General features: G+C 71.4%; 17 protein-coding genes and 2 pseudogenes. 4 read left to right on the top strand and 15 right to left on the bottom strand.

Translation table 11 applies throughout. From position 1 onward, the window contains the following. Position 1 precedes the first annotated feature (1 nt). From ACQP2Y_RS01810 to ACQP2Y_RS01790, 5 genes and pseudogenes are all read right to left on the bottom strand, one after another. Positions 2-367, bottom strand: a complete 366-nt coding sequence (locus tag ACQP2Y_RS01810) for a hypothetical protein (RefSeq protein ID WP_360550925.1) — start codon at positions 365-367, stop codon at positions 2-4. Next, positions 364-1347, bottom strand: a complete 984-nt coding sequence (locus ACQP2Y_RS01805; protein WP_433723955.1) for an SseB family protein — start codon at positions 1345-1347, stop codon at positions 364-366. Before ACQP2Y_RS01805 ends, ACQP2Y_RS01810 begins: the two co-directional genes overlap by 4 nt. 2347 nt (positions 1348-3694) lie before the next feature. Then, positions 3695-4155 (bottom strand): annotated as a pseudogene (locus tag ACQP2Y_RS01800) (SseB family protein); the annotation flags it as partial. A 252-nt stretch (positions 4156-4407) separates the two neighbouring features. Then, complete coding sequence (locus ACQP2Y_RS01795; protein ID WP_360821557.1) at positions 4408-4701, bottom strand: WXG100 family type VII secretion target; 294 nt, start codon at positions 4699-4701, stop codon at positions 4408-4410. Between the two features lie 24 nt (positions 4702-4725). After that, positions 4726-5016: a WXG100 family type VII secretion target gene (locus ACQP2Y_RS01790; protein ID WP_433723953.1), complete on the bottom strand. Its 291-nt coding sequence runs from the start codon at positions 5014-5016 to the stop codon at positions 4726-4728. Positions 5017-5362: 346 nt separating this feature from the next. Here ACQP2Y_RS01790 and eccE point away from each other — a divergent pair, with 346 nt between their 5' ends. The 3 genes from eccE (at position 5363) to rarD (ending at position 8794) form a co-directional block, all read left to right on the top strand. After that, positions 5363-7225 (top strand): type VII secretion protein EccE, encoded by a 1863-nt coding sequence (gene eccE / locus ACQP2Y_RS01785; RefSeq protein ID WP_433723951.1) that lies wholly within the window; start codon positions 5363-5365, stop codon positions 7223-7225. A 147-nt stretch (positions 7226-7372) separates the two neighbouring features. Continuing rightward, positions 7373-7756: a phage holin family protein gene (locus ACQP2Y_RS01780; RefSeq protein WP_433723949.1), complete on the top strand. Its 384-nt coding sequence runs from the start codon at positions 7373-7375 to the stop codon at positions 7754-7756. A 90-nt stretch (positions 7757-7846) separates the two neighbouring features. Beyond that, positions 7847-8794: an EamA family transporter RarD gene (gene rarD, locus ACQP2Y_RS01775; protein ID WP_433723947.1), complete on the top strand. Its 948-nt coding sequence runs from the start codon at positions 7847-7849 to the stop codon at positions 8792-8794. 13 nt (positions 8795-8807) lie between these two features. Here the strand turns inward: rarD and ACQP2Y_RS01770 are convergent, their stop codons facing one another. The 3 genes from ACQP2Y_RS01770 to ACQP2Y_RS01760 all read right to left on the bottom strand — a co-directional run bounded on the left by ACQP2Y_RS01770 (position 8808) and on the right by ACQP2Y_RS01760 (position 10912). Further along, positions 8808-9515, bottom strand: coding sequence for an anti-sigma factor family protein (locus ACQP2Y_RS01770; RefSeq protein WP_433723945.1), 708 nt, complete (start codon positions 9513-9515; stop codon positions 8808-8810). Continuing rightward, on the bottom strand, positions 9512-10006 hold the full coding sequence (locus ACQP2Y_RS01765; RefSeq protein ID WP_246595245.1) for a sigma-70 family RNA polymerase sigma factor: 495 nt from the start codon (positions 10004-10006) through the stop codon (positions 9512-9514). Before ACQP2Y_RS01765 ends, ACQP2Y_RS01770 begins: the two co-directional genes overlap by 4 nt. A gap of 111 nt (positions 10007-10117) precedes the next feature. Beyond that, positions 10118-10912 (bottom strand): IclR family transcriptional regulator, encoded by a 795-nt coding sequence (locus ACQP2Y_RS01760; RefSeq protein ID WP_212989640.1) that lies wholly within the window; start codon positions 10910-10912, stop codon positions 10118-10120. Between the two features lie 153 nt (positions 10913-11065). On the opposite strand from ACQP2Y_RS01760, the gene ACQP2Y_RS01755 reads away from it, so the two are divergent. Next, positions 11066-12277 carry an MFS transporter gene (locus ACQP2Y_RS01755; RefSeq protein ID WP_433723942.1) on the top strand — a complete coding sequence of 404 codons (1212 nt, stop codon included), beginning with the start codon at positions 11066-11068 and terminating at the stop codon, positions 12275-12277. Between the two features lie 137 nt (positions 12278-12414). Here the strand turns inward: ACQP2Y_RS01755 and ACQP2Y_RS01750 are convergent, their stop codons facing one another. From ACQP2Y_RS01750 to nuoI, 7 genes and pseudogenes are all read right to left on the bottom strand, one after another. Continuing rightward, positions 12415-13407, bottom strand: coding sequence for a polyprenyl synthetase family protein (locus tag ACQP2Y_RS01750; protein ID WP_433731686.1), 993 nt, complete (start codon positions 13405-13407; stop codon positions 12415-12417). A 1633-nt stretch (positions 13408-15040) separates the two neighbouring features. Next, complete coding sequence (nuoN, locus tag ACQP2Y_RS01745) at positions 15041-16573, bottom strand: NADH-quinone oxidoreductase subunit NuoN (protein WP_433723940.1); 1533 nt, start codon at positions 16571-16573, stop codon at positions 15041-15043. Between the two features lie 2 nt (positions 16574-16575). Next, entirely contained in the window at positions 16576-18114 is a 1539-nt protein-coding gene (locus tag ACQP2Y_RS01740) for an NADH-quinone oxidoreductase subunit M (protein WP_433723938.1), read from the bottom strand. Further along, a complete protein-coding gene (gene nuoL / locus ACQP2Y_RS01735; protein ID WP_433723936.1) occupies positions 18111-20036 on the bottom strand; it encodes an NADH-quinone oxidoreductase subunit L in 1926 nt (641 codons plus the stop codon). The genes ACQP2Y_RS01740 and nuoL overlap by 4 nt, the downstream gene beginning before the upstream one ends. Positions 20037-20048: 12 nt before the next feature. After that, positions 20049-20348, bottom strand: coding sequence for an NADH-quinone oxidoreductase subunit NuoK (nuoK, locus tag ACQP2Y_RS01730; RefSeq protein ID WP_203772979.1), 300 nt, complete (start codon positions 20346-20348; stop codon positions 20049-20051). Further along, positions 20345-21118 (bottom strand): NADH-quinone oxidoreductase subunit J, encoded by a 774-nt coding sequence (locus ACQP2Y_RS01725; protein WP_433723933.1) that lies wholly within the window; start codon positions 21116-21118, stop codon positions 20345-20347. Before ACQP2Y_RS01725 ends, nuoK begins: the two co-directional genes overlap by 4 nt. Further along, a pseudogene (gene nuoI, locus ACQP2Y_RS01720) lies at positions 21072-21747 on the bottom strand (NADH-quinone oxidoreductase subunit NuoI). Before nuoI ends, ACQP2Y_RS01725 begins: the two are co-directional and overlap by 47 nt. Position 21748 lies beyond the last annotated feature (1 nt).

Below are 21748 nucleotides of genomic sequence, written 5' to 3'. Positions count from 1 at the left end.
GTCAGACGCGGTGCTCGTAGAGCTGGGTGACCTCGTTCGCCGGCGCCCAGCCCTGGTAGACACCGAAGTCGAACTCCTCCAGCCCCAGCTCACGGGCGACCGGTGCCCGGCCACCGGTGTATTCCAGGCGCAGCCAGTTGTCGGCCTCGGCGAGCACGATGAACGGCTCCCCCCGCCACGAACACGTCGTGCGGATGTAGACGAGCTCACCGAACTCGCCCGGCTTGAGCACCCGTACGTAGCGACCGGGCCGCACCTCGGTGAAACCGTCGGCGGGCTCGGGCGCATAGACCCGCACGTTCTCCCCGTCGGGCGCGGCGTCGTACTCCCGGCCGTGCCAGTTGACCACGTAGCCGTCGCGCATCACCGCTCACCGACCCGGCGCCACACCGGCGCGTCACAGTCGAAGACGGCGATCAGCTGCTCGGCGCCGTCGGCGATCCGCCACAACTGCGCACCGTGCGGCAACCGCACACTGTCCACCTTGAACTCGGCGATGACGTCCTTGCCCTCACCGGGGGCGAAACCGTTGCCCCGGAACGGTGGCCGCTCGATGACCCAGCCGTCCATGGCCCGCAATGCCTGTTCGCTCTGGCCGCCGTACGGGATGCGGTAGAGGCTGGGCCGGTGCGCCGGCCAGCGGAGCACAAAGGCCTCCTTGGCATCCGCCTGATAGGGCGAACCGTCGTAGACCAGCCCGAGCGCCGAGAAGAGCTCGCCCGGCGCCCGCAGATGCTCAACCTCACCGGCACGGTGCACGAACCCGGCGACCCGGTCGTACCCTCGCTCGAGGTAGTAGTCGATCTGTTCGGCCGGCACAGCCTTCTGCATGACGGTGAGCTGCGCGGTCGGCTCAGCCGGCCGCTGCGGCAACTCGGCGGGCGCGTCGACCGGGTCACCGCCGAGCCCGGCCTCCACGGCCCAGCTGGCCAGCGCGATGACCTGCGGGCCGGGATACCTGGCGCCGATCGGCGAGGTCGGATTGACCGCGAACGACCAGGCCGGGTCGGGCCAGTTACGGATCAGATCGACGAACCGGACCCCGACCGTGCGGGTGGGCTCGGCGAAATGCTCGGCGAGCCGGTCCCGGCTGGTGAAGACGACCAGGAACCGGTCACCGTCGATCTCCTCGGTCCGGAACACAAAACCGGACTCACCGGGAGCGCTGCCGGGCCGCGAGTTGGGCGCGACCGGCACGAGCACAGTGGCGAGCAACAGGGTGGAGAGGAAGGAATCGGTGCTGACCTCATCGACGGCGCGGTAGAGGTCACGTTCGACCTCGTTCGCCGGGACGAAGTCTTCCTCGAAGTCTTCGCTGGTGTCGCCGGTCATGCCTGAGCCGGTCATGCCCGAGGTTGCGGCGGCCAGGCCTGATGCGGCCGGGCCTGATGCGGCCGGGCCTGATGCGGCCGGGCCGGTCCTGCCTGGGCCCGTCGTGCCTGGGCCCGTCGAGGCTGGGCCGGTCGCGCCTCGGCCGGTCGCGCCTCGGCCGGTTACGGCTGAGTCGGTCGTGGCTGGGCCGGTCGGGGCCGGCGACTGCGGGTCGGTGCTCGGCTGAGGGCTGGAGGTGTTGCGGCTGTCAGACGAGGTTTGTGGCTGTCCGGTCTCCGCTTGTCCGGTCTGTGCCTCGTCCGGCGTGGGGGCATTTCCGGGTCGATCGGCGGGTGCGGGCGTGGTCGACCGCTGGTCGGTCGATCCCGGTGTACCCGACCGCTGATCCGTTGATCCTGGCGAAGCCGCCCACTGGTCTGTAGAGCCCGGCGTGGCCGACCGCTGATCCGCAGACCCCGGCGTGGCCGACCGCTGATCCGCAGACCCCGGCGTGGCCGACCGCTCGTCCGTAGATCCGGGCCTGGCGGACCGCTGATCGGTCGATCCCGGCCCGGCCGGCCGCTGATCGGTCGATCCCGGCGTTACCGGCCGCTGGTCGGTTGATGCCGGCGGGATGGTGGGGCGTGCCGCTGCGGCCGGAACGGTCGTGGACCGGCCGGCGCCGCCCGCGCCGGGGATGACCGGCGGAGCCAGCCCGGGCTGCGACTGGCCGGCCTGCGACTGGCCAGAACCGCCCGGCTGATTCCCGGTGGCCGGCCCGGTCGAGGGCGTCTGGGTAGTCTGCGCCGGGTTGCGGTTCCCCGCGAGCGCCTGGGCGGCCGCGGCCATGGACGGAGGCCGTTCCTCGGGCGGCGTGACCTGGCGACGCGGCAGACCACCCGGGCCCTTGCTCTGGTCGTCGGCACCTAGCTCAGCCCGCTCCGGGGTGGCCGGCGTGGAGCCGGCCTCCTTGGCGGCAGCCTGACCGGCGAGCTTGGCGGAGATCGCCCCGTCCCGCGCGGCGAGCTTGGCCGAGATCGCTCCGGCGCCACCCTCGACCGGCTGACCCGGCGTCTCGTCGTCGGTGTCCGGCGGCGGCGGGATGTGAGCGGGCAGGGGCGGCGTCTGAGCCATCGGGGTACGCGTGGGCAGCCGCGAGTCCGGCCGCGGCGAAGCAGCCGAGGGTGTGCTGCCGGAACCTGGGGAGCCACCCCGGCTGCCCAGGGCATCGAGCGCGCTGGGAGCGGAGGCAGACCGCGCAGGCACCCCCGAGCTGCCGGCACGTGCCGGGTCACTCGGGGGCAGGGTCGGCGGCCGGTAGGCAGCAGGCACGTCACCTGCGGACCGCCCCGGCGCCACCGGCTGGGGTGCAGGCCCGCCGGACTCCCCCGCGAACGAACGGGGCCCCTGCGCGCCACCAGGTGGCTGCGCGCCCGAGCCGGACTGATTGCCGTAGTCCGCGGGCTGGTCGGCGTAGCCACCCGGCTGGGCCGGACGAGCACCACCAGACGTGCCGAAGCCGTTGAACTGCCCGCCGGGAATGCCACCGTCCTGCCCGGCCGGAGTGCCCGGCACGCGGGAGGGAAGCCCACTCGGCAGCACGGCACCCGGCGTCCGCAGCGGCAGCCCACCCGGACCGACCTGTCCGCCGGAACCGGCGTCGGCCGGCTGCCCAGCGGCGGAGTCGGAGTACCGGCTCCCAGGCGTGGTCCCACCGGCATACCCGGAACCGGTCGAAGCCGCCGACCCCCCGGACGCCGCCGGCCCGGCCACAGCCCCACCTGAGGCCGCGGCACCGGACCCCGAACCGCCATAAGCAGGACCACCCGAGGCGGCACTGCCATAAGCCGAACCACCAGGACCCGAACTACCGGACGCCGGAGCGCCATAGGCCGAACCACCGGAACCGCGATCAACCGACCCAGACCCGCCGGCACCAGACCCGCCGGCACCCGATCCGCCCGGACCCGATCCGCCCGGACCCGATCCGCCCGGACCCGATCCGCCCGGACCCGATCCGCCCGGACCCGATCCGCCGTAAGCCGGACCGCCCGAGCCCAGACCGCCCGAGCCCGGACCGCCGTAAGCCGGACCGCCCGAGCCCGGACCGCCATAAGCCGGACCGCCCGAGCCCGGACCGCCATAAGCCGAGCCACCCGAGTCGGGACCGCCGTAGGCCGAGCCACCCGAGTCGGGAGCGCCGTAAGCCGAGCCACCCGAGTCGGGAGCGCCGTAGGAGGCGGCGCCGGAGCCGGGGGCGTCAGAGCCCGGAGCACTGTAAGAAGGGGCGGACGCAGCCGCCGGGCTGCCCTGGATCGGCCCGCCGGACGCCGGAGCCGCATAGGCCGAGGCGTCGTAGCCCTGAGCCGCCGCCGTCGCCGCCAGGGTCGCGGCTGCGTGCAGGTCCTGGATGCGGTTCGGGGCGTTGCTGCCCGCCGGGCCCGGGCCGCGGGTCGGCAGGCGCAGGTCACCCCGGGAGAGCTGGGCCACGAACCAGGCCGGCAGGTATCCCTCGATGGGCAGGCCGGGGTTGACCGCCAGCCACCATTCGAGGTTGGGCCAGGTGTCGGCCAGTTCCGCGTACGCGACGCGGCGGGCCGAGCCGGTGTAATCAGCCAGGCAGGCCTGCAGCGCAGACGGCGAGGTGAAGGCGAGGACGTGCGTACGGCCGCCGGTGCTCCACGTGCCCCAGCCGAGCGGGGCGAGGCCGGCGAGGGCGTCGGCCGAGACCGGAAGGAGCAGGTCGACACCGGCGAGAATGCGGAAGTAGGACTCCTGGTCGTCGGTGCGCAGTGCGTTGCGCATCGCGATCTCGGCGTCCGTAGCCGGTTCCCACTCGGTCACGTCCACCTCTCCCTTCGCGGCGAACGGGCCATCTCAACGCGTACAACCTACAAGGTCAGGCCACGATCACAATGGGCGGCTGTACGCATACAGCTGAGAAGGTGTCCAGCGGCGTCATCGGTGCCCGTCAGAGCATGATTGTGTCGCGCAGCGATACTGCCCGATGACCCGGGGTAGCCGACCCGGCCGGTGACACGGAAACGGCCGGAACGAGCTGTCCCGGCCGTGCCGCGAGATGGGTGCCTCGGGGACTCAGAGGAAGCGCTTCTCCGCGCTGCTCTCGGTCGCCGCGTAGTCCTGCGCGGACTGCTCGACGGCCATCTGGATGTCGCGGAGGATGTTCTTGAGGTCGGTGGCGGCATTTGTCCACTTCAGCTGACGCTGGTGGTACGCCGTCTGGGCCTTGCCCTCCCACGTGTCCACCAGCGGACGCGCGACGGAGTCGAGGTGGCTGAGCTTGGTGTCGAGCTCGTTGACAGCCTTGTTGATGTCGACGCCGGCCTGAGCCAGGGAACTGAAGTTGACGCGAAGCAGACCGTCACTCATGTCGTGCTCCTTTCCAGGTCGGAGTTAGAGGGGAAGGCTGACGCCGCCGCCACCGGACTTGGTCACCAGGCTGGCGGCCGAGGAGTCGGAGGTGTCGTAGCCGGTACCGGAGGTCTTGATCGACTCGGCGGTGTCCGCGAGCGCCTTGTTGAGCTGCGCGAGGTCCTGCTGGTACTGGTTCTTCACGGACTCGAACGCCCGGCCACCGCTGCCGACCCACGCGGACTGCAGCACGGAAAGCTCGTTCATGAGCTTCTTCAGCATCCTGGTCAGCTCGTGGTTGACCTGGTCGAACTCACCGGCAACCTTCGCCATGTCCCCGGAATTTGCCTGCGTCGTCTCGGACACCCCGGACGTCACCCCGCTTTCTTGATCGTCTGTCTCGCACCGGGTCCGGCATGGAGGAGCCCCGTTGGACGAGCCCTGCTGGACGAGCCCGGGTGCGCTGACGTGGCCCTCAGATTAACCGCTCCCGCACAGTGGTGGGGGGCGTCCCTGAGCTGCCGTTCATTCATTGCCGTCGCTGAGGGTAACGGGCCGGACGCAGCCGCGGTAGCCCCGTCGGACAACCTGTGGATATCGACGCCGCCCCCTGCGTACGCGGCGCGCGCCATACGATGAGGCCGCTCAGGCAGCGATTCAGGGAGAGGCGGGCGCGACGGTGACGGCAGACCTGGTGGGTGGCCGGGACTTCCCCGAGCTGAGCGGCGCGGGCGAGCGGCTGCCGAAGGTACGCACCCAACGTGTCCGACATGGACGATTGTTCGGTATTCGCACCGGTCAGTGGGTCAGCACCCAGGTGGCCGCCGTCGCCTTACTGGTCGGTGCCCTGAACGGGCCGATCGCGCTGGCCGCCGCGGCGTTCGTGGCGATCGTGCTGCTGGCCGTCACGTGGCTGCGGCTGCGCGGGCGCTGGGCGTTCGAGTGGCTCGGCACCGCGATGCGCTTCGCCGGCCGCCGGCACACCGCGCCGGCCGCGGACGGTCCGGCCGCCCTGCTCCAGTTCGTCGCGCCCGGCGCCCGGATCGAGCAGACCGAGCTCGCCGGCGACCCCGCCGCGGTCATCGTCGACGGCTACGGCCTGACCGCGGTGCTGGAGCTGGGCGACCCGAACGGCCTGCTCGCCGAGGAGACGGTGATCCTGCCGTCCCCCGCGGGTCTGCTGCCGCCCACCGGCGCCGAGCACCCGCCGTGCCGCCTCCAGCTGATCCTGGTGGGGGCGCCGGCCCCGTCGCTGCGGGCCGGCGGCGGCACACCGGCGAACTCGTACCGTCAGCTCACCGATGGCCGCCTGCTCGGCCACAGCCGGGCCTTGCTGGCCGTGCGCGTCTTGCGCGCCGAGGGCTGGCCGGAGGAGGACCTCCGGCGGGCCCTGTCCGGTCTGGTGCGCAAGCTGCTGCGCCGGCTCGGCCCGACGCCGGCCCGCCCGCTCGGCGAGGCCGCAGCCCTGCGGGTCGTCGCGGAGCTGGCCCACGACGACGGCATCGGCGCGGCCCAGGAGACCTGGCCCGGCCTGCGCGTGGGCAGCCTGACCCAGGCCACGTTCCGGCTGCGCCGTTGGCCCGACCTGCGCATCGAGACCTCCCGCCGGCTGGTGGCCCGGCTGCTGACCCTGCCGGCGGCCGCGACGACGGTCGCGCTGGGCGTCGGCCCACGCTCCGCCACCGGTACGGACACAGCCACCGACCTGACCGTCCGGCTCGCCGCCCCCGACACCGCAGCCCTCTCCTTCGCCACCCAGGCCCTGCGCAAGCTGCTCGCCGGCGAACACGCCACCGCCCGCCGGCTGGACGGCGAGCACCTCGACGGCCTGACCGCCACTCTGCCGCTGGGCATCCCGACGAGCCCCGGGCTGCCCGGCCGGCCCAGCCCGGACGTGGCCCGCACCGACCTGCTCGACGACCTGCAGCTCCCGATCAGCAACGCCGGCCTGATGATCGGCAGCAACCGCACGGGCGAGCCGGTGATAGCCCGGCTTTTCCGGCCGGAGCAGACCCGGGTGCTGCTGGTCGGCGGCGTGCGCTGCGCCCAGCTGGTGGCGTTGCGGGCGATGGCCCTGGGCGCCCGGGTGGTCGTGCAGACAGCGCGGCCGCAGGCCTGGGAGCCGTTCGTCCGGGGTGCGGCGGTGCCCGGTGAGGCGATCGCGGTCATCCCGCCGGGCCGGGCCGTGGAGATCCCGCCCGGCTCGGCCCTGCACCCGCTGCTCGTGGTGGTCGACATCGGCCCGGTGGGCGCCGACAACCGCCCGGGCGCCGGCTGGCAGGCCACGCTGGTGGTCCGCGACGACTTCAGCCCGGCCGACGCCGACGCGGCGTCCCGGGCCGACCTGCTGCTCGTCCAGCCGCTGCGCCCCGAGGAGGCGACCCTCGTGGGCGCGGCCCTGGGGCTGGGCGAGGCGGCGAAGTGGCTGACCCAGATCCGCGCCGACATGGTCGGCGTGATCAACCGGCGCGCGGTCCGCTGGGCCGTGCTCTCCCAGACCCCGATCGAGGCCCAGCTGATCGGCCCACCGGTCCGCGGCTGACCCGGCCCGGCCGGCCAGGCCCGGCCGGATCCAAGCCGGCCCGACCGGACTCCGGCGAGCGACGCCGGTGGATCGAGCACAACGACCTGGACAAGATCGTGGAGTGTCGCCCCGCCGGGTGGCCCGGGCATGGCACCATCCCGTGCCATGGGCATCCTCATCCGGCTGGTCATCACCGCCGTATCGCTGTGGATCGCGACCGTGGTGATCGACGGCATCCGCCTCACCACGGACTCCCTCGGGGGTCAGATCGGCGCGCTGCTCGCCGTCGCGGCGATCTTCGGGATCGTCAACGCGGTGCTGCGCCCGATCATCAAGACCATCGGCTGCGGGCTCTACGTGCTGACCCTGGGACTCATCTCCCTGGTCATCAACGGCCTGCTGTTCCTGCTGGTCAGCTGGATCGCCGGGCAGTTCGACCTGCCGTTCCACGTGGACGACTTCTGGCCCAGCGCGATCCTGGGCGCCCTGCTGGTCGGCGTCGTGAGCTGGGTGCTCAACATGCTGGTCCCGGACGGCGGCGACGACTGAGCCCAGCGTGGGCCGCCGCCGCCCGATTGGCCTGGTGAGCTAGAACATAAGCAAGGAGCGGACCCGGCGCCGGCACCTTACGGTGAGGGCATGGGCGAGGAACGGCGAGGCTACCTGTACGGCCTCACGGCGTACGCGTTGTGGGGCTTCTTCCCGATCTACTTCAAGCTGCTCGCGCCGTCCCCGCCGCTGGAGATCCTCGCGCACCGGGTGATCTGGTCCGTGGTGTTCGTCAGCCTCGTGCTGCTCGTCCTGCGCAACCTGCACTTCCTCGGCCGCATCGTGCGCGACCGCCGGCTGCTCGGCGGCATCACCCTCGCCGCCGTGCTGATCGGCGTGAACTGGGCGACCTACATCTACGGCGTCAACTCCTCGCGGGTGGTCGAGACGGCGCTGGGCTACTTCATCACCCCGCTGGTTGTCGTGCTGCTCGGCGTGACCGTGCAGCGCGAACGGCTGCGGTTGTGGCAGTGGATCGCCATCGGGTTCGGCGCGCTGGCCGTCGCGGTGCTGACCGTGGACTACGGGCACCTGCCGTACATCGCGCTCGTCCTGGCCGCCAGCTTCGGGTCGTACAGCCTGATCAAGAAGCGGCTCGCGCTGCCGCCCGCCGAGGGCCTGTTCATCGAGTCCGCCGTGCTGGCGCTGCCCGCGCTGGGCTACCTGGGCTGGCTGAACGCGACCGGCGGCGCGGAGTTCGGGCATGTGTCGGCCTGGCACACGGTGCTGATGCTGCTGTCCGGCGTCGCTACCGCCGTACCGTTGATGCTTTTTGCCGCCGCGGCCAACCGGGTGCCGCTGGTCGGCATCGGCATCCTGCAATATGTCGCGCCGATCCTGCAGCTCGCCTGCGGGGTGCTGCTCTTCCACGAGCCGATGCCGCCGGCCCGGCTGGCCGGCTTCGCGCTGGTCTGGGTCGCGCTGATCATCTTCACCGTGGACGGCCTGCGGGGCGCCCGGGCCGCCGCCAAAGGGAGGACGGCGGCCGCCTCAGCGGCCGCCACCGCCGAGCCGGCCGCCGCCCTTCCGCCGCGCTGACGAGCGGAACCCGTCAGGGCACGTCGTAGGAGAGCAGAGTCCGGTCATCCGTACGCACCAGCGCCAGCCGGGAGAGCGTCCCCGCGGTGAAGTGCGTCAGGCCGGACATCTTGACCTCTTTGCCGGGTGACGCCGTCCACGAGCCGAGCTGCTCGCGCTCGTCGTCGGGCCCGTACGCCATCAGCCGGATCGTGTACGGCTCGGACTCGGCGTCGCCCTTGTTGTAGAAGCAGATCAGGTTGATCCGGGTGCCGCCGCCGGCCGAGGCCAGGTTGATCCGGGCGGTCACCGGCACCCGCTCGTTCGCCGGGGTCATCGCGATCGTGGGGCCGGGCACCGACGGATCCGGCGCGCCACCGCGGCCCATCCAGAACACCGCACCGATGCCGACGATCAGCGCCAGGCAGGCCGCGGTCAGCGCCGAGCCGAGCACCCGCCAGCGAACCCGGCGGCGTTCCTCACGTCGCGTGGACTGCGCCGCCATGACCAGGTCCGGCATGCTGTTGCGCCGGGATCGCGGGGGCGGCAGGTCGGGGGCGAGCAGTTTCTCGAAGTCGTCGGGGTCGAGCCGGCCCAGCAGGCCGGGCAGGACAGCGATGTCAGCCACGGCTTCGCGGCAGAAGGAACAGGTGGCCAGGTGCCGCTCGTAGGCGGCGCGCTCGGCGGGCGACAGGGCGCCGAGGACGTACGCGCCGTCGTCGTGCTCGTGGTCGCATCTCATCCCGTCACCCCCATCTCGTCCAGAACCAGGCGCAGCGAACGCAGCGCGTAGTGCGTGCGCGACTTGACCGTGCCGGGCGGCACCCCCAGCCGCGCGGCAGCCTCGGCCACCGAACGCCCCTGGTAGAAGCACTCCACCAGGACCTCGCGGTGACTCTGGGACAGCCGTCCCAGGGCTTCCGCAACCGTCCAGGCCTCCACGGCCCGGTCGGCCTCGTCCGCGCTGGGCGGCGGCTCGGGAATCATGTCGGTGACCACCTCGCCCACCCGGACCGACCGGCGTCGCCAGGCGTCGATAGCCAGGTTGCGCGCGGTGGTGAACAGCCATGACCGCACCGCGCCGCGTTCCGGGTCGAGCGCTTCCGGGTAGCGCCAGGCCCGCAGCAGCGTTTCCTGCACCAGGTCCTCCGCCCGCTGCCGGTCGCCCCCGGAGAGGCGTACGGCGTGCGCGAACAGCGCTTCCCCGTGCTCGTCCTGCAGCGCACGCAACAGCTCGGCATCCTGATCCTCCAAGCCTGCCGACCTCCTCCGCGCGTTCCAACCCGTACTACGTGCAGTCGGGTCGGGCGGTTCAACGGAGTCTTAAGCCAGCAGTTCAGCAGGTCAGGCGGTGGCGGCGTCCCCCGCGGAGAGGGCTTCGGCGACGCTGCGGGCGGCGGCGGTGAGCTTGGCCCGCACGACCCGGGCGGAGGTCAGCATCTCGGCGGCCGGCAGGGCGCAGGCCAGCACGAGCCGGCGTTCCATGTCCCGGTCGGCGACGACGTTGACCGCGGCGCAGGCCAGGCCCTGACGGAACTGGCCCATCTCCAGCTGCATCCCGCGGCGCTCGCCGGCGGCCAGGTCGGCCTCGAGCGCCTCCGGCGAGGTCAGCGTGGCCGGGGTGAACGCCCGCATGCCCCAGTCGCGCAGATAGCGGGCGCGCTGGTCGGCGGTGAGCGTGGCGAGCAGCGCCTTGCCGAGCGCGGTGGCGTGACCGCCCTCGTCGAAGCCGGGCACCATGTCGTCCATGAACGGCGACCGGGCGCCCTCGGCGGACGCGGTCACCGCGATCCGGCCGCCGACGAAGCGGCCGAGATAGTGGCTGTAACCGGTCTCGACCGCGGCCCGGCGCAGCGCCTCACCGACGGAGGGCGGCCCGCGGAAGGCGGAGACCAGTTCGCGGTACCGATCCGCGATCTCCAGACCGACGATGTAGGTGCCGTCCTCACGACGGATCACGTAGCCCTCGTACGCCAAGGTACGGACAAGGTGATACGTCGTCGCAACGGTCAGCTCGCATCGCCGAGCGATCTGTTTCACGGTGAGTCCGCGCGGGGCCCGACCCACCGATTCGAGTACACGCAAGGCGCGTGACACGCTCCGGATGAGATCTGACGGCTCCGCCAGGGGGTCGCGCACAGCCACCTCCGACGCCGGGGACTTACACCATATGAATAATCTTCCTCCGACGGAATGCCTGAAGCGTGTCGACCATGACTGATATCTACGCGACGTGTGGTCATTAACACTCACCGTCTTGGCTTCCGCCGGTCCGGGCATACTCTCCGACTGATGGCCGAACCACCGAGCAGCCCCGCCGAAACCGCCGCGACCAGCGCGAACGCGATATCCCCGCGGCGGGCCGTGACGAGCGCCCTCACCACCACCATCGCCTGTTCGGTCCCGGTATTCCTCGTCGGCGGTCTCGCCGTCCAGATCAGCGACGAACTCGGATTCAGCCCGGCGGGCCTGGGACTGGCGGTCTCGGCCTACTTCGGCGCCAGCGCACTCGCCTCCGTGCCGGCCGGCGCACTCGTGGAACGCTACGGCTCGACCACGATCGCCCGGGCCGGCATCGCCCTGGCGGCGGCGTCCCTGCTGACGATCGCGGTCGCGGCCCGCTCACTGTGGAGCCTCATCGCGATCCTGGCCCTGGGCGCGGGCGCGAACGCCATGGGCCAGCTGGCGAGCAACACCAGCCTGTCCCGGCACGTACCGGTCCGGCGGCAGGGACTGTCGTTCGGCGTGAAACAGGCGGCGATCCCCGTCAGCTCGTTACTCGCGGGCGCGGCCGTACCGGTGGTGGCGCTGACCCTGGGGTGGCGGTGGGCGTTCGTGTTCGCCGCAGCCGGCGCGGTGGCCGCGCTGTGGCTGGTCCCGGTCGAACGCGAGGACGGCCGGGCGGCCAAGGCCGCCGGTGGCGAACGGGCTACAGCGGCGCTGATCGTGATCGGCATCGGCGCGGCCCTGGCGGCCGGCTCGGCGAACGCGCTGGGCACATTCCTCGTCGACTCCGCGGTCGCGGACGGCGTCGCGCCCGCTCCGGCCGGGCTGGCGCTGACCCTGGGCAGCGCGGTCGGGATCGCCGCCCGGATCGTCGGCGGCTGGCTGGCCGACCGCATGCCGGACCGGCAGATCAGCGTGATCGCGGCCATGCTGACGGTGGGTGCGGGGGGCCTGGCGATGCTCGCGGTGCTCAACACGGCGACGCTGATCGTGGGGGTTGTGCTGGGCTTCGGGCTCGGGTGGGCGTGGCCGGGGCTGATGAACTTCGCGGTGGTCCGGCTGCACCCGCAGGCACCGGCGGCGGCCACGTCGATCACGCAGACCGGCGTGTATGCGGGCGGGTGCATCGGGCCGCTGGGGCTGGGGGCGCTGGCTGCGGCGGCCGGGTACCCGACGATGTGGACGGTGGCGGGAATCGCGATGCTGTGGGCGGCGGGGGCGATGGTGCTCGGGAGCCGGATGCTGCGACGGCACGCGGACCGTGCGGCGGTGGCCTGAGACGGCGGCTGACGCCCCGAACGGTCAAGTCCTGCGGTCCTGCTCGGCTCGCTGGCGCAGCGGCTCTCTCGGCATGCCAGCGGCTTTTTGCACGCGGTCGGCTCGCCGATGCGGTCGGCGCAGAGCGAGGAGTCGGCTCAGCTGGTGCGGTCGGCGATGAAGTCGCAGAGGGACTCCATGGCCTGGCGCGGTGAGCCCTGCGGCAGCGGCGCCAGCTGGGACCGGGCTTCCTCCGCGTACGTCCGGACGGTTTCGCGGGCCCGCTTCATCGCGCCGGACTCGCGGAGCAACCCGAGCGCCTCGGCGTGCAGGGCGTCGTCGACCAGCGGCCCGGAGGCGAGCAGCTCACGGAGCCGCACGGCGGAAGCGTCGGTGTCGTCGCCGGCGAGGGCATAGAGGACCGGGAGCGTCGGGACGCCTTCGCGGAGGTCGGTGCCCGGCGTCTTGCCCGACTGCACCGACTCCGACGCGATGTCGAGGAGGTCGTCGGAGAGCTGGAATGCGACGCCGATCGTCTCGCCGTACCCGGTGAGGGCCTCGACCTGCTCGGGGGTGACGCCGGAGAAGAGGCCGCCGAAGCGCGCCGACGTCGCGATGAGCGACGCGGTCTTCTCGGCGATGACGCCGAGGTAGTGCTCGATCGGATCGGAACCGCGCGGCCCGGCGGTCTCGGCGATCTGGCCGTGCACGAGCCGGGCGAACGTCCGCGCCTGCAGCCGCACCGCCTCAGGCCCGAGCGACGCGGCGATGTCGGCCGCCCGCGCGAAAAGATAGTCACCGACGAGAATCGCCACGGAATTACCCCACCGGGCGTTGGCGCTGGGAGCGCCGCGCCGCACGGTGGCCTCGTCCATGACGTCGTCGTGGTAGAGCGTCGCAAGGTGGGTGAGCTCGACGACCAGGGCGGCCGGAACGATCTCGGGCCGGGTCGGATCACCCATCTGCGCGCCGAGCGCGAGAATCAGCGGCCGGAACCGCTTGCCGCCGGCATCCATGAGATGCCGGGCAGCCTCGGCCACGAGCGGATCGGCACTGGCGACATTGCTGCGCAGCGCATCCTCCACAACCGCAAGCGTCGCCGACACCGACGCGTCGACCGCAGGGTCGATGTCGAGGCCGAACGACGTCAGCGCGCTGTCCCGGGTGCTCACCACACTTTCACGATGCCATACGACCCCGACCCGGGCGGGCCCAGGGGTCCCACCAGCAAGATCAAAAAGAGCCTGAGGGTACGGATCGGGAAAGTCCCCTCCGCGCAGGCCACGGCGTAGGTGCCCGCTCCCGCTGATCAGGCGGCTGCCGGCCGGGTCGCCGCTCAGGGTGGGCGAAATCACCGCGCCTTCGGAAAGATGGCACACCGCCTGAGCCGCGGCGCTGGTGGCTGTGGGGGCTCTTCGGGCCGTCGGTCGCGGCATCGTGTTGCGCGCGGGGCGGCCAGGCCGCATATGCGGAGGGGGCCGCGGATGCGCTTGCTGGATGGCTCTGTCGCTTTGCTGCTTGCTACCGGGAGCGACTTGGCGAGGGCAGCAGCGCGGCCGTCGTGGCGCAGCAGCGCGGTGGCGGCTGTGGGATGGCGAGGGCTGGCTGTCCGCCCGACGCGGGGCGCCGCAGGCGGGGCGCCGGCCCGGGCCGGCGCGGGCCGCGCGGCGCAGGCGGCGTGGACGACCCGGCCCGGCGCGGCGTGGGCGGCCCGGCGCGGCGCGGCATGGCGAGCGGCGTGGGCGGCCCGGCGCGGCGCGGCATGGCGAGCGGCGTGGGCGGCGCGGACACCGCGGGCGTGGGCGTGGGCGGCGCGGGCGTTCGCGGCGTGGGCGTGGGCGGCGCGGCATGGCGAGCGGCGTGGCACGGCGTGGGCGCGTGGGCGACGCGGCGCGGCGTGGGCGTGGGCGTGGGCGTGGGCGTGGGCGGCGCGGCGCGGCGTGGGCGTGGGCGGCGCGGCACGGGCGTTCGCGGCGTGGGCGTGGGCGCGTGGGCGACCCGGCGCGGGCGTGGGCGTGGGCGGCGCGGCGCGGGCGTTCGCGGCGTGGGCGTGGGCGGCGTGGGCGTGGTCCCAGGACCCGTGGGGGCGGGCACGGCTCGGGCGCGGACCGTGCAGGCGGGGACGGCGCGGGCGCGGGACGGCGCGGGCGCGGGACGGCGCGGGCGCGGGACGGCGCGGGCGCGGGACGGCGCGGGCGCGGGCGCATGCAGGCACGAGACGACACGGGCGCGGGACCATGCAGGCACGAGACGGCGCGGGCGGTGAGGCGGACTGCGGACCTGCTCTGTCCAAGCGCATCCGGCCGGCCACGAGGCGACCCGGTCGCAAAGTGCTCCGCGCGGGAGGCAAGCCGTTCCGACGACCCGGCCAAGCGGGCGTCAGCGCGCTGCCTTCTTCAGACCTCCGCCCACGATCCCGGCTGCATTCTGCATCTGCGCGTCCGAACCACAAACGTCGCAGAACACTCCGCGGCACGGCCTCACGCCAGAGCGGGCGGCACCGCGACGACCAGCCAAGATCCGGTGACCAGCGCTGCGTAACCCGGCCGACGCCGGCGCTGTGGGGTTTCTTGGAGCACGGAGCTGGCAGGGTGGGGTCGCCCGGTCATGAGCCGCCAGGCGATTGGGTGGCCCCGCCCGGTCTCGGCGGGAGCGACGTCCAGTGCCATGCAACCAGGCACGACATCAAGCTCTTGACCTTGATTCGCAGACGGCAGACAGCGGACAGCAAGCAGCCCCGGCCGGAACGAATCCGACCGGGGCCGCCGGCCACGAATTTCCTCGCTACCGGACGAATTGAGCCGCGTCGTTGGTCAGGTCGAGCAGCGGCGCCGGGATCACGCCCAGCGCCAGCGTCACGATCACGCCGATGACCAGTGCCGCCGAGGTCAGGAAGCCTGGGATCGACACCGTCGGGGTGCTTTCGCCCGGCTCGGACAGCCACATCATCACGATCACCCGCAGGTACGGGAACGCCAGCACCATGCTCGTGATCACGCCGACGATGACCAGCCAGGTCTGGCCGCCTTCGATCGCTGCGCCGAAGACTGCGAACTTGCTCGTGAAGCCGCTGGTCAGCGGGATGCCCGCGAAGGCCAGCATGATGAACGAGAAGGCGCCCGCGTACAGCGGGTTGCGGCGGCCCAGGCCCGCCCAGCGGGACAGGTGGGTTGCTTCGCCGTCCGCGTCGCGCACCAGCGAGACGATGCCGAATGCCGCCAGCACCGAGAAGCCGTACGCCACCAGGTAGAACATCGTGCTGGACAGGCCCTCCTTGTTGAGCGCCAGGACGCCCACCAGCAGGTAGCCCGCGTTGGCGATCGACGAGTACGCCAGCAGCCGCTTCATGTCGGTCTGGGTGACCGCCAGGATCGCGCCCGTCAGCATCGTCAGGACCGCGATCGCGCCGAGGACCGGCTGGAAGTCCCAGCGGACCCCGTCGAAGGCGACGTAGAGGATGCGCAGCAGAGCCCCGAACGCCGCGACCTTGGTGCAGGCCGCCATCAGCGCCGTGATCGGGGTGGGTGCGCCCTGGTACACGTCGGGCGTCCACACGTGGAACGGCGCCGCCGCGCTCTTGAAGAGCAGGCCGATGGCCACCAGGGCGAGGCCGCCGAAGAGCAGCACCTCGTTGCGGACCGGGTCGGCGACCGCCGCGTGGATCGACGCCAGGTCGACCGCGCCGGCGAAGCCGTAGATCAGGGCCACGCCGAACAGGAAGAATGCCGACGCGTACGAGCCGAGCAGGAAGTACTTCAGGGCTGCTTCCTGGCTGAGCAGGCGGCGGCGCCGGGCCAGTGCGCACAGCAGGTAGAGCGGCAGGGACAGGACCTCGAGCGCGACGAACATCGTCAGCAGGTCGTTCGCCGCCACGAACAGCAGCATGCCGCCCAGCGAGAAGATCGTCAGCGGGTACACCTCGGTGTTGCCGGGGTCGCTGCCCGCCTGCCGCAGGTCCTTCTCGGAACCGACGGTGAGCGCCGCCTGCGACACGAACGCGCCGCCGTTCTCGACCGTGCGCTCACCGATCAGCAGCAGCGACACCACGCCGAGCAGCAGGATGCTGCCCTGCAGGAACAGTGTCGGGCCGTCGATCGCCACCGCGCCGCCGATGGTGACGGTGCGGGTGTTCCGGCCGAGGATCACCGCGACGAGCGCGGCGACCAGCGACACCAGGGCGAGGGTCAGCTGGACCCCGTTGCGCCGGCCGCGCGGCAGCACCGCTTCGAGCAGGATGCCGAGGCAGGCCGCTCCGAAGAGGATCAGCATCGGCGCCAGGGCGCCGTAGTTGATCGCGGGTAGTTGGAGGTCGTCCATGGCTACGGCGCCACCTTTCCGTTTGCGACCGCCGTCGGCGCCGGGTCGGTCGTGCCCACGTCCTGCATGGTGGCCTCGACCGCCGGGTTGATCACGTCGGTGACCGGCTTCGGGTAGAAGCCGAGAACCAGCAGCAGCAGGATCAGCGGCGCGACCACGATCTTCTCGCGGAGGCTGATGTCCTTGTGCATCGCCGGGACCGCGACCAGCATCGGGTTGAGCGTGCCCTGCGTGGTGCGCTGCACCATCCACAGCACGTACGCGGCGGCGAGGATGATGCCGAAGGTGGCGATCACCGCGTAGACCTTGTGCACCGTGAACGTGCCGATCAGCACCAGGAACTCGCTGACGAACGGCGCCGTGCCGGGCAGGGCCAGCGACGCCAGACCGGCGAAGAAGAGGACACCGGCCAGCACCGGGACCAGCTTGCCGGCCCCGCCGAAGTCGCTGACCAGCGCCGAGCCGCGGCGGGCCACGAACATGCCGACCACCAGGAACAGCAGGCCGGTGGCCAGGCCGTGGTTGACCATGTACAGCACCGAGCCGGTGCCGGCCTGGGTGGTGAAGGCGAAAATGCCGATGCCGATGAAGCCGAAGTGGGCGATCGACGTGTACGACACCAGCCGCTTCAGATCATGCTGGCCGACCGCGAGCAGCGCGGCGTAGATGATCCCGATGACGCCGAGGATCAGCGCCGCCGGGGCGAACCAGCGCGACGCCTCCGGGAACAGCGAGAGGCAGTAGCGCAGGATGCCGAACGTGCCGACCTTGTCCATGACACCGACCAGCAGCGCGGCGGCGGGCGCCGGAGCGGCGACACCGGCGTCGGGCAGCCAGGTGTGGAACGGGAAGAACGGCGCCTTGACCGCGAACGCGATGAAGAAGCCCAGGAACAGCCAGCGGGCGGTGTTGGTGTCGAACGCCGCCGAGACGTCACTCAGCTTCTGCCAGTCGAACGTGTGCCCGCCGACGACCCACAGGCCGATCACGGCGGCCAGCATGAACAGACCGCCGACCAGCGAGTACAGGAAGAACTTGACGGCCGCGTACTGCCGCCGGGCGCCGCCGAACGAACCGATGATGAAGTACATCGGCACGAGCATGACCTCGAAGAACACGTAGAACAGGAACACGTCGGCGGCCGCGAAGACGCCGATCATCGTGCATTCGAGCGCCAGCAGCAGCGCGAAGTAGACCGGCACCGACCGCTGGGTCTCGTCGATGTCGTTCCAGGAGGCCAGGATGATCACCGGCACCAGGATCGCGATCAGCATCAGCATCACCAGCGCGATGCCGTCGGCCGCGAACGTGAAGCGGGCGTCCCAGGTGGGGATCCACTGGTAGGACTCGCGGAACTGGAACCGGTCGCCGCCCGCCTCGAACACGATCCACATGACGATGCTCAGTGCGAGCACCGCCAGCGACCAGCCCAGGGCGATCGTCTTGGCGAGCTGGCCCCTGGTCTTCGGGATGAAGGCCACCACCACCGCCCCCACCAGGGGGAAGAGCGTCAGGATGGACAGGAACGGAAAGTCGGTCACGCCAACCATCCCAACTGGATTGCGAGGAAGGCACCGACGACCAGGACTACGCCGGTGAGCATGGACAACGCGTACGAGCGGACGAAACCGGTCTGCAGCCGGCGCAGGCGACCCGAGCTGCCGCCGACAGCGGCCGCGAGGCCGTTGACCGCGCCGTCGATGCCCTTGTTGTCGAGGAAGACCAACGCGCGGGTCAGGTAGATGCCGGGCCGCTCGAAGACCGCCTCGTTGAAGGCGTCGGTGTAGAGGTTGCGGCGGGCCGCGGTGACGAGCACGCCGGCCGGCTGCTCCTCCTTGGCCGTGCCGTTGCGGAACAGCGCCCAGGCCAGACCCGCACCCAGCACCGTGACAACCAGCGACAGCACCGTGATCAGCGCGTGCGGGATGACCGCCTCGTGCTCCACGGCCTCGGCGCCGAAGGTCGGCTCCAGCCAGTCCGGCACGCTGCTGGCCATCAGGAAGCCGGCCCCGATCGAGCCCAGGGCCAGCAGCATCAACGGCACGGTCATGATGAACGGCGACTCGTGCGGATGCTTGTTGTCCTCGGTGTACCGCTCCGGGCCGTGGAAGGTCAGCACAAACAGCCGCGTCATGTAGAACGCGGTCAGGCCCGCGCCGATCAGGGCGGCCATGCCGTACAGCCAGGAGGTCCAGTCGCCGCGCTCGAAGGCCGCCGCGATGATCGGCTCCTTGGAGAAGTAGCCGGACAGCGGCGGGATGCCGATGATGGCGAGCCAGCCCATCATGAACGTCAGCCAGGTCCACTTCATGTACTTGTGCAGGCCGCCGAAACGCCGGATGTCGACCTGGTCGTGCATGCCGTGCATGACCGAGCCGGCGCCGAGGAACATGTTGGCCTTGAAGAAGCCGTGTGCGAGCAGGTGGATGATCGCCAGGGCGTACGCCCCGCCGCCCAGCCCGACGCCGAGGAACATGTAGCCGATCTGGCTGACCGTTGACCAGGCCAGGACGCGCTTGATGTCGTCCTTGGCCGCGCCGATGATGCAGCCCATCAGCAGGGTGAGCGCACCGACGCTGACCACGATCGTCTGCAGCGTGGTGTTCGCCGAGAAGATCGGGTTGGACCGGGCGATCAGGTAGACGCCGGCGGTGACCATCGTCGCCGCGTGGATCAGGGCCGAGACCGGGGTCGGGCCCTCCATCGCGTCGGGGAGCCAGGCCTGCAGCGGGAACTGGCCGGACTTACCGGCCGCACCGAGCAGCAGCAGGATGCCCAGCACCAGGATGGTCGCGCCGGAGAGCGCGCCGACACCGTTGAAGACCTCGTCGTACTGGGTGGTGCCCAGCGTGGCGAACATCAGGAAGATGCCGATGGCCAGGCCGGCGTCGCCGACCCGGTTCATCAGGAAGGCCTTCTTGCCGGCGGTGGCCGCCGACGGCCGGGTGTACCAGAACGAGATCAGCAGGTACGACGCCAGACCGACGCCCTCCCAGCCGAAGTAGAGCATCACGTAGTTGTTGCCCAGGACCAGCAGCAGCATCGCGGCGACGAAGAGGTTGAAGTAGGCGAAGAACTTCCGCCGCCCCTCGTCGTGCTCCATGTAGCCCACCGCGTACAGGTGGATCAACGAGCCGACCCCGGTGATCAGCAGGACGAACACGCCGGACAGCGGGTCGAAGAGCAACCCGAAGTCCACGTGCAGTCCGCCGACCACGATGAAGTCCCACAGGCTCTGTTCCGCCGAGCGGGCCTCGGCGTCCAGCCCGGCCAGGCTGAAGAACATCGACAAGCCCAGGACGAACGTCACGGCGACCGCCGCGACGCCGAGCCAGTGACCCCACTTGTCGGCCTTCCTGCCCAGCAGGAGCAGGACCGTGGCGCTGGCGAGCGGAATGGCCACCAGCAGCCAGATTCCGCTCAGCAGCCCCGTCGCGTGGGCATACTCCACTGTCTGTTCCACGTGAAGGCCCCTTTAGTACTTGAGGAGGTTGGCGTCGTCGACGCTGGCCGAGCGCCGCGTCCGGAAGATAGACATGATGATGGCCAGCCCGATGACGACCTCGGCCGCCGCGACCACCATCACGAAGAACGAGATGATCTGGCCGTCGAGCGTGCCGTTGATCCGGCTGAAGGTCACCAGCGCGAGGTTCGCGGCGTTCAGCATCAGCTCGATGCACATGAACAGCACGATCGCGTTGCGGCGGACCAGCACACCGGCGGCACCGATGGTGAAGAGGATCGCCGCCAGTACGAGGTAGTAGTCGGGAGTCACTTCTCAGTTCCCTTCGGTGCGATCTCCTGAGCAGTCAGCTCGCGCACAGGAAGGATCGCCGAGATGCTGCGCTCGGAGCCGTTGCCGTCCGGCAGCCGGGCCGGCGCCGCGACCGACATGGTGTTCGCGTAGACGCCCGGGCCCGCCTTGGCCCCCGGGTACGAGCCCGGCCGGAAGCGCGCCTTCATGCGCGTGACCTGGTCGGCGATGTCGCCCTTGGCCCGCTCGACGTGGGCGAGCACCATGGCACCGACCGCCGCGGTGATCAGCAGCGCGGAGGTGACCTCGAAGGCGAAGACGTACTTGGTGAACAGCAGGCGCGCGATGCCCTGCACGTTGCCGCCGGCGGCGCTGTTCGCCTCGGCCAGGCCGACGACCTCGGTGCCGCCGAGCGAGCGGGCCAGTCCGGTGGCGACGAGCACCCCGAAGGCCACGCCGAGCAGGATGGCCGCGATGCGCTGCCCCCGCAGGGTCTCGATCAGGGAGTCGGAGGCGTCCCGGCCGACCAGCATCAGCACGAACAGGAACAGCATCATGATCGCGCCGGTGTAGACGATGATCTGCACCGCGCCCAGGAACGGCGCCTGGTTGATCACGTAGATGAAGCCCAGGCAGAGCATCGTGACGACCAGCCAGAGGGCCGAGTGCACCGCGTTGCGCGCGATGACCATGCCCAGGCCGCCGATGACGGCGAGCGAGCCCAGGATCCAGAAGCCCCAGGCCTCACCGGTGGAGACCTGGCCCGCGGCTGCCGCGGCGTAGGCGAACATCAGGAGGCCTCCCGTCGTACCGTGCCCGCGGTCTCCGGCCGGGCGGCCGGGTCGACGGCGGTCGCCGCGTCATCGGTGCCCGCGTCGGACCACGGCGCCCGCTCGGCACCGGCCGAGGTGCCCGGATTGGTCAGGGCACCGAGGTAGTAGTCCTTGTCGGTGTCGCCGAGCCGCATGGGATGCGGCGGCTGCTCCATGCCGGGCAGCAGGGGCATCAGGAGGTCTTCCTTGGTGAAGATCAGATCCTGGCGGCTGTCGCGGGCCAGCTCGTACTCGTTGCTCATGGTCAGCGAACGGGTCGGGCAGGCCTCGATGCACAGTCCGCAGAAGATGCAGCGGGCGTAGTTGATCTGATAGATGCTGGCGTACCGCTCACCGGGCGAGAAGCGCTGCTCGTCGGTGTTGTCGCCACCCTCGACGTAGATCGCGTCCGCCGGGCAGGCCCAGGCGCACAGCTCGCAGCCGATGCACTTCTCCAGGCCGTCCGGGTGCCGGTTGAGGATGTGCCGCCCGTGGTAGCGCGGCGCCGGCGTCGGCGGTGTGAACGGGTAGTCGGTGGTGATGACCTTGCGGAACATGTGCGCGAAGGTCACCCCGAAGCCCTTGAACGAGCCGGTGAACGTTCCCACG

The organism is Actinoplanes sp. CA-051413 (genome assembly GCF_050955795.1).
In the GTDB taxonomy this organism is placed as follows: domain Bacteria; phylum Actinomycetota; class Actinomycetes; order Mycobacteriales; family Micromonosporaceae; genus Actinoplanes.
This window is presented reverse-complemented; position numbering and strand designations above follow the sequence as displayed.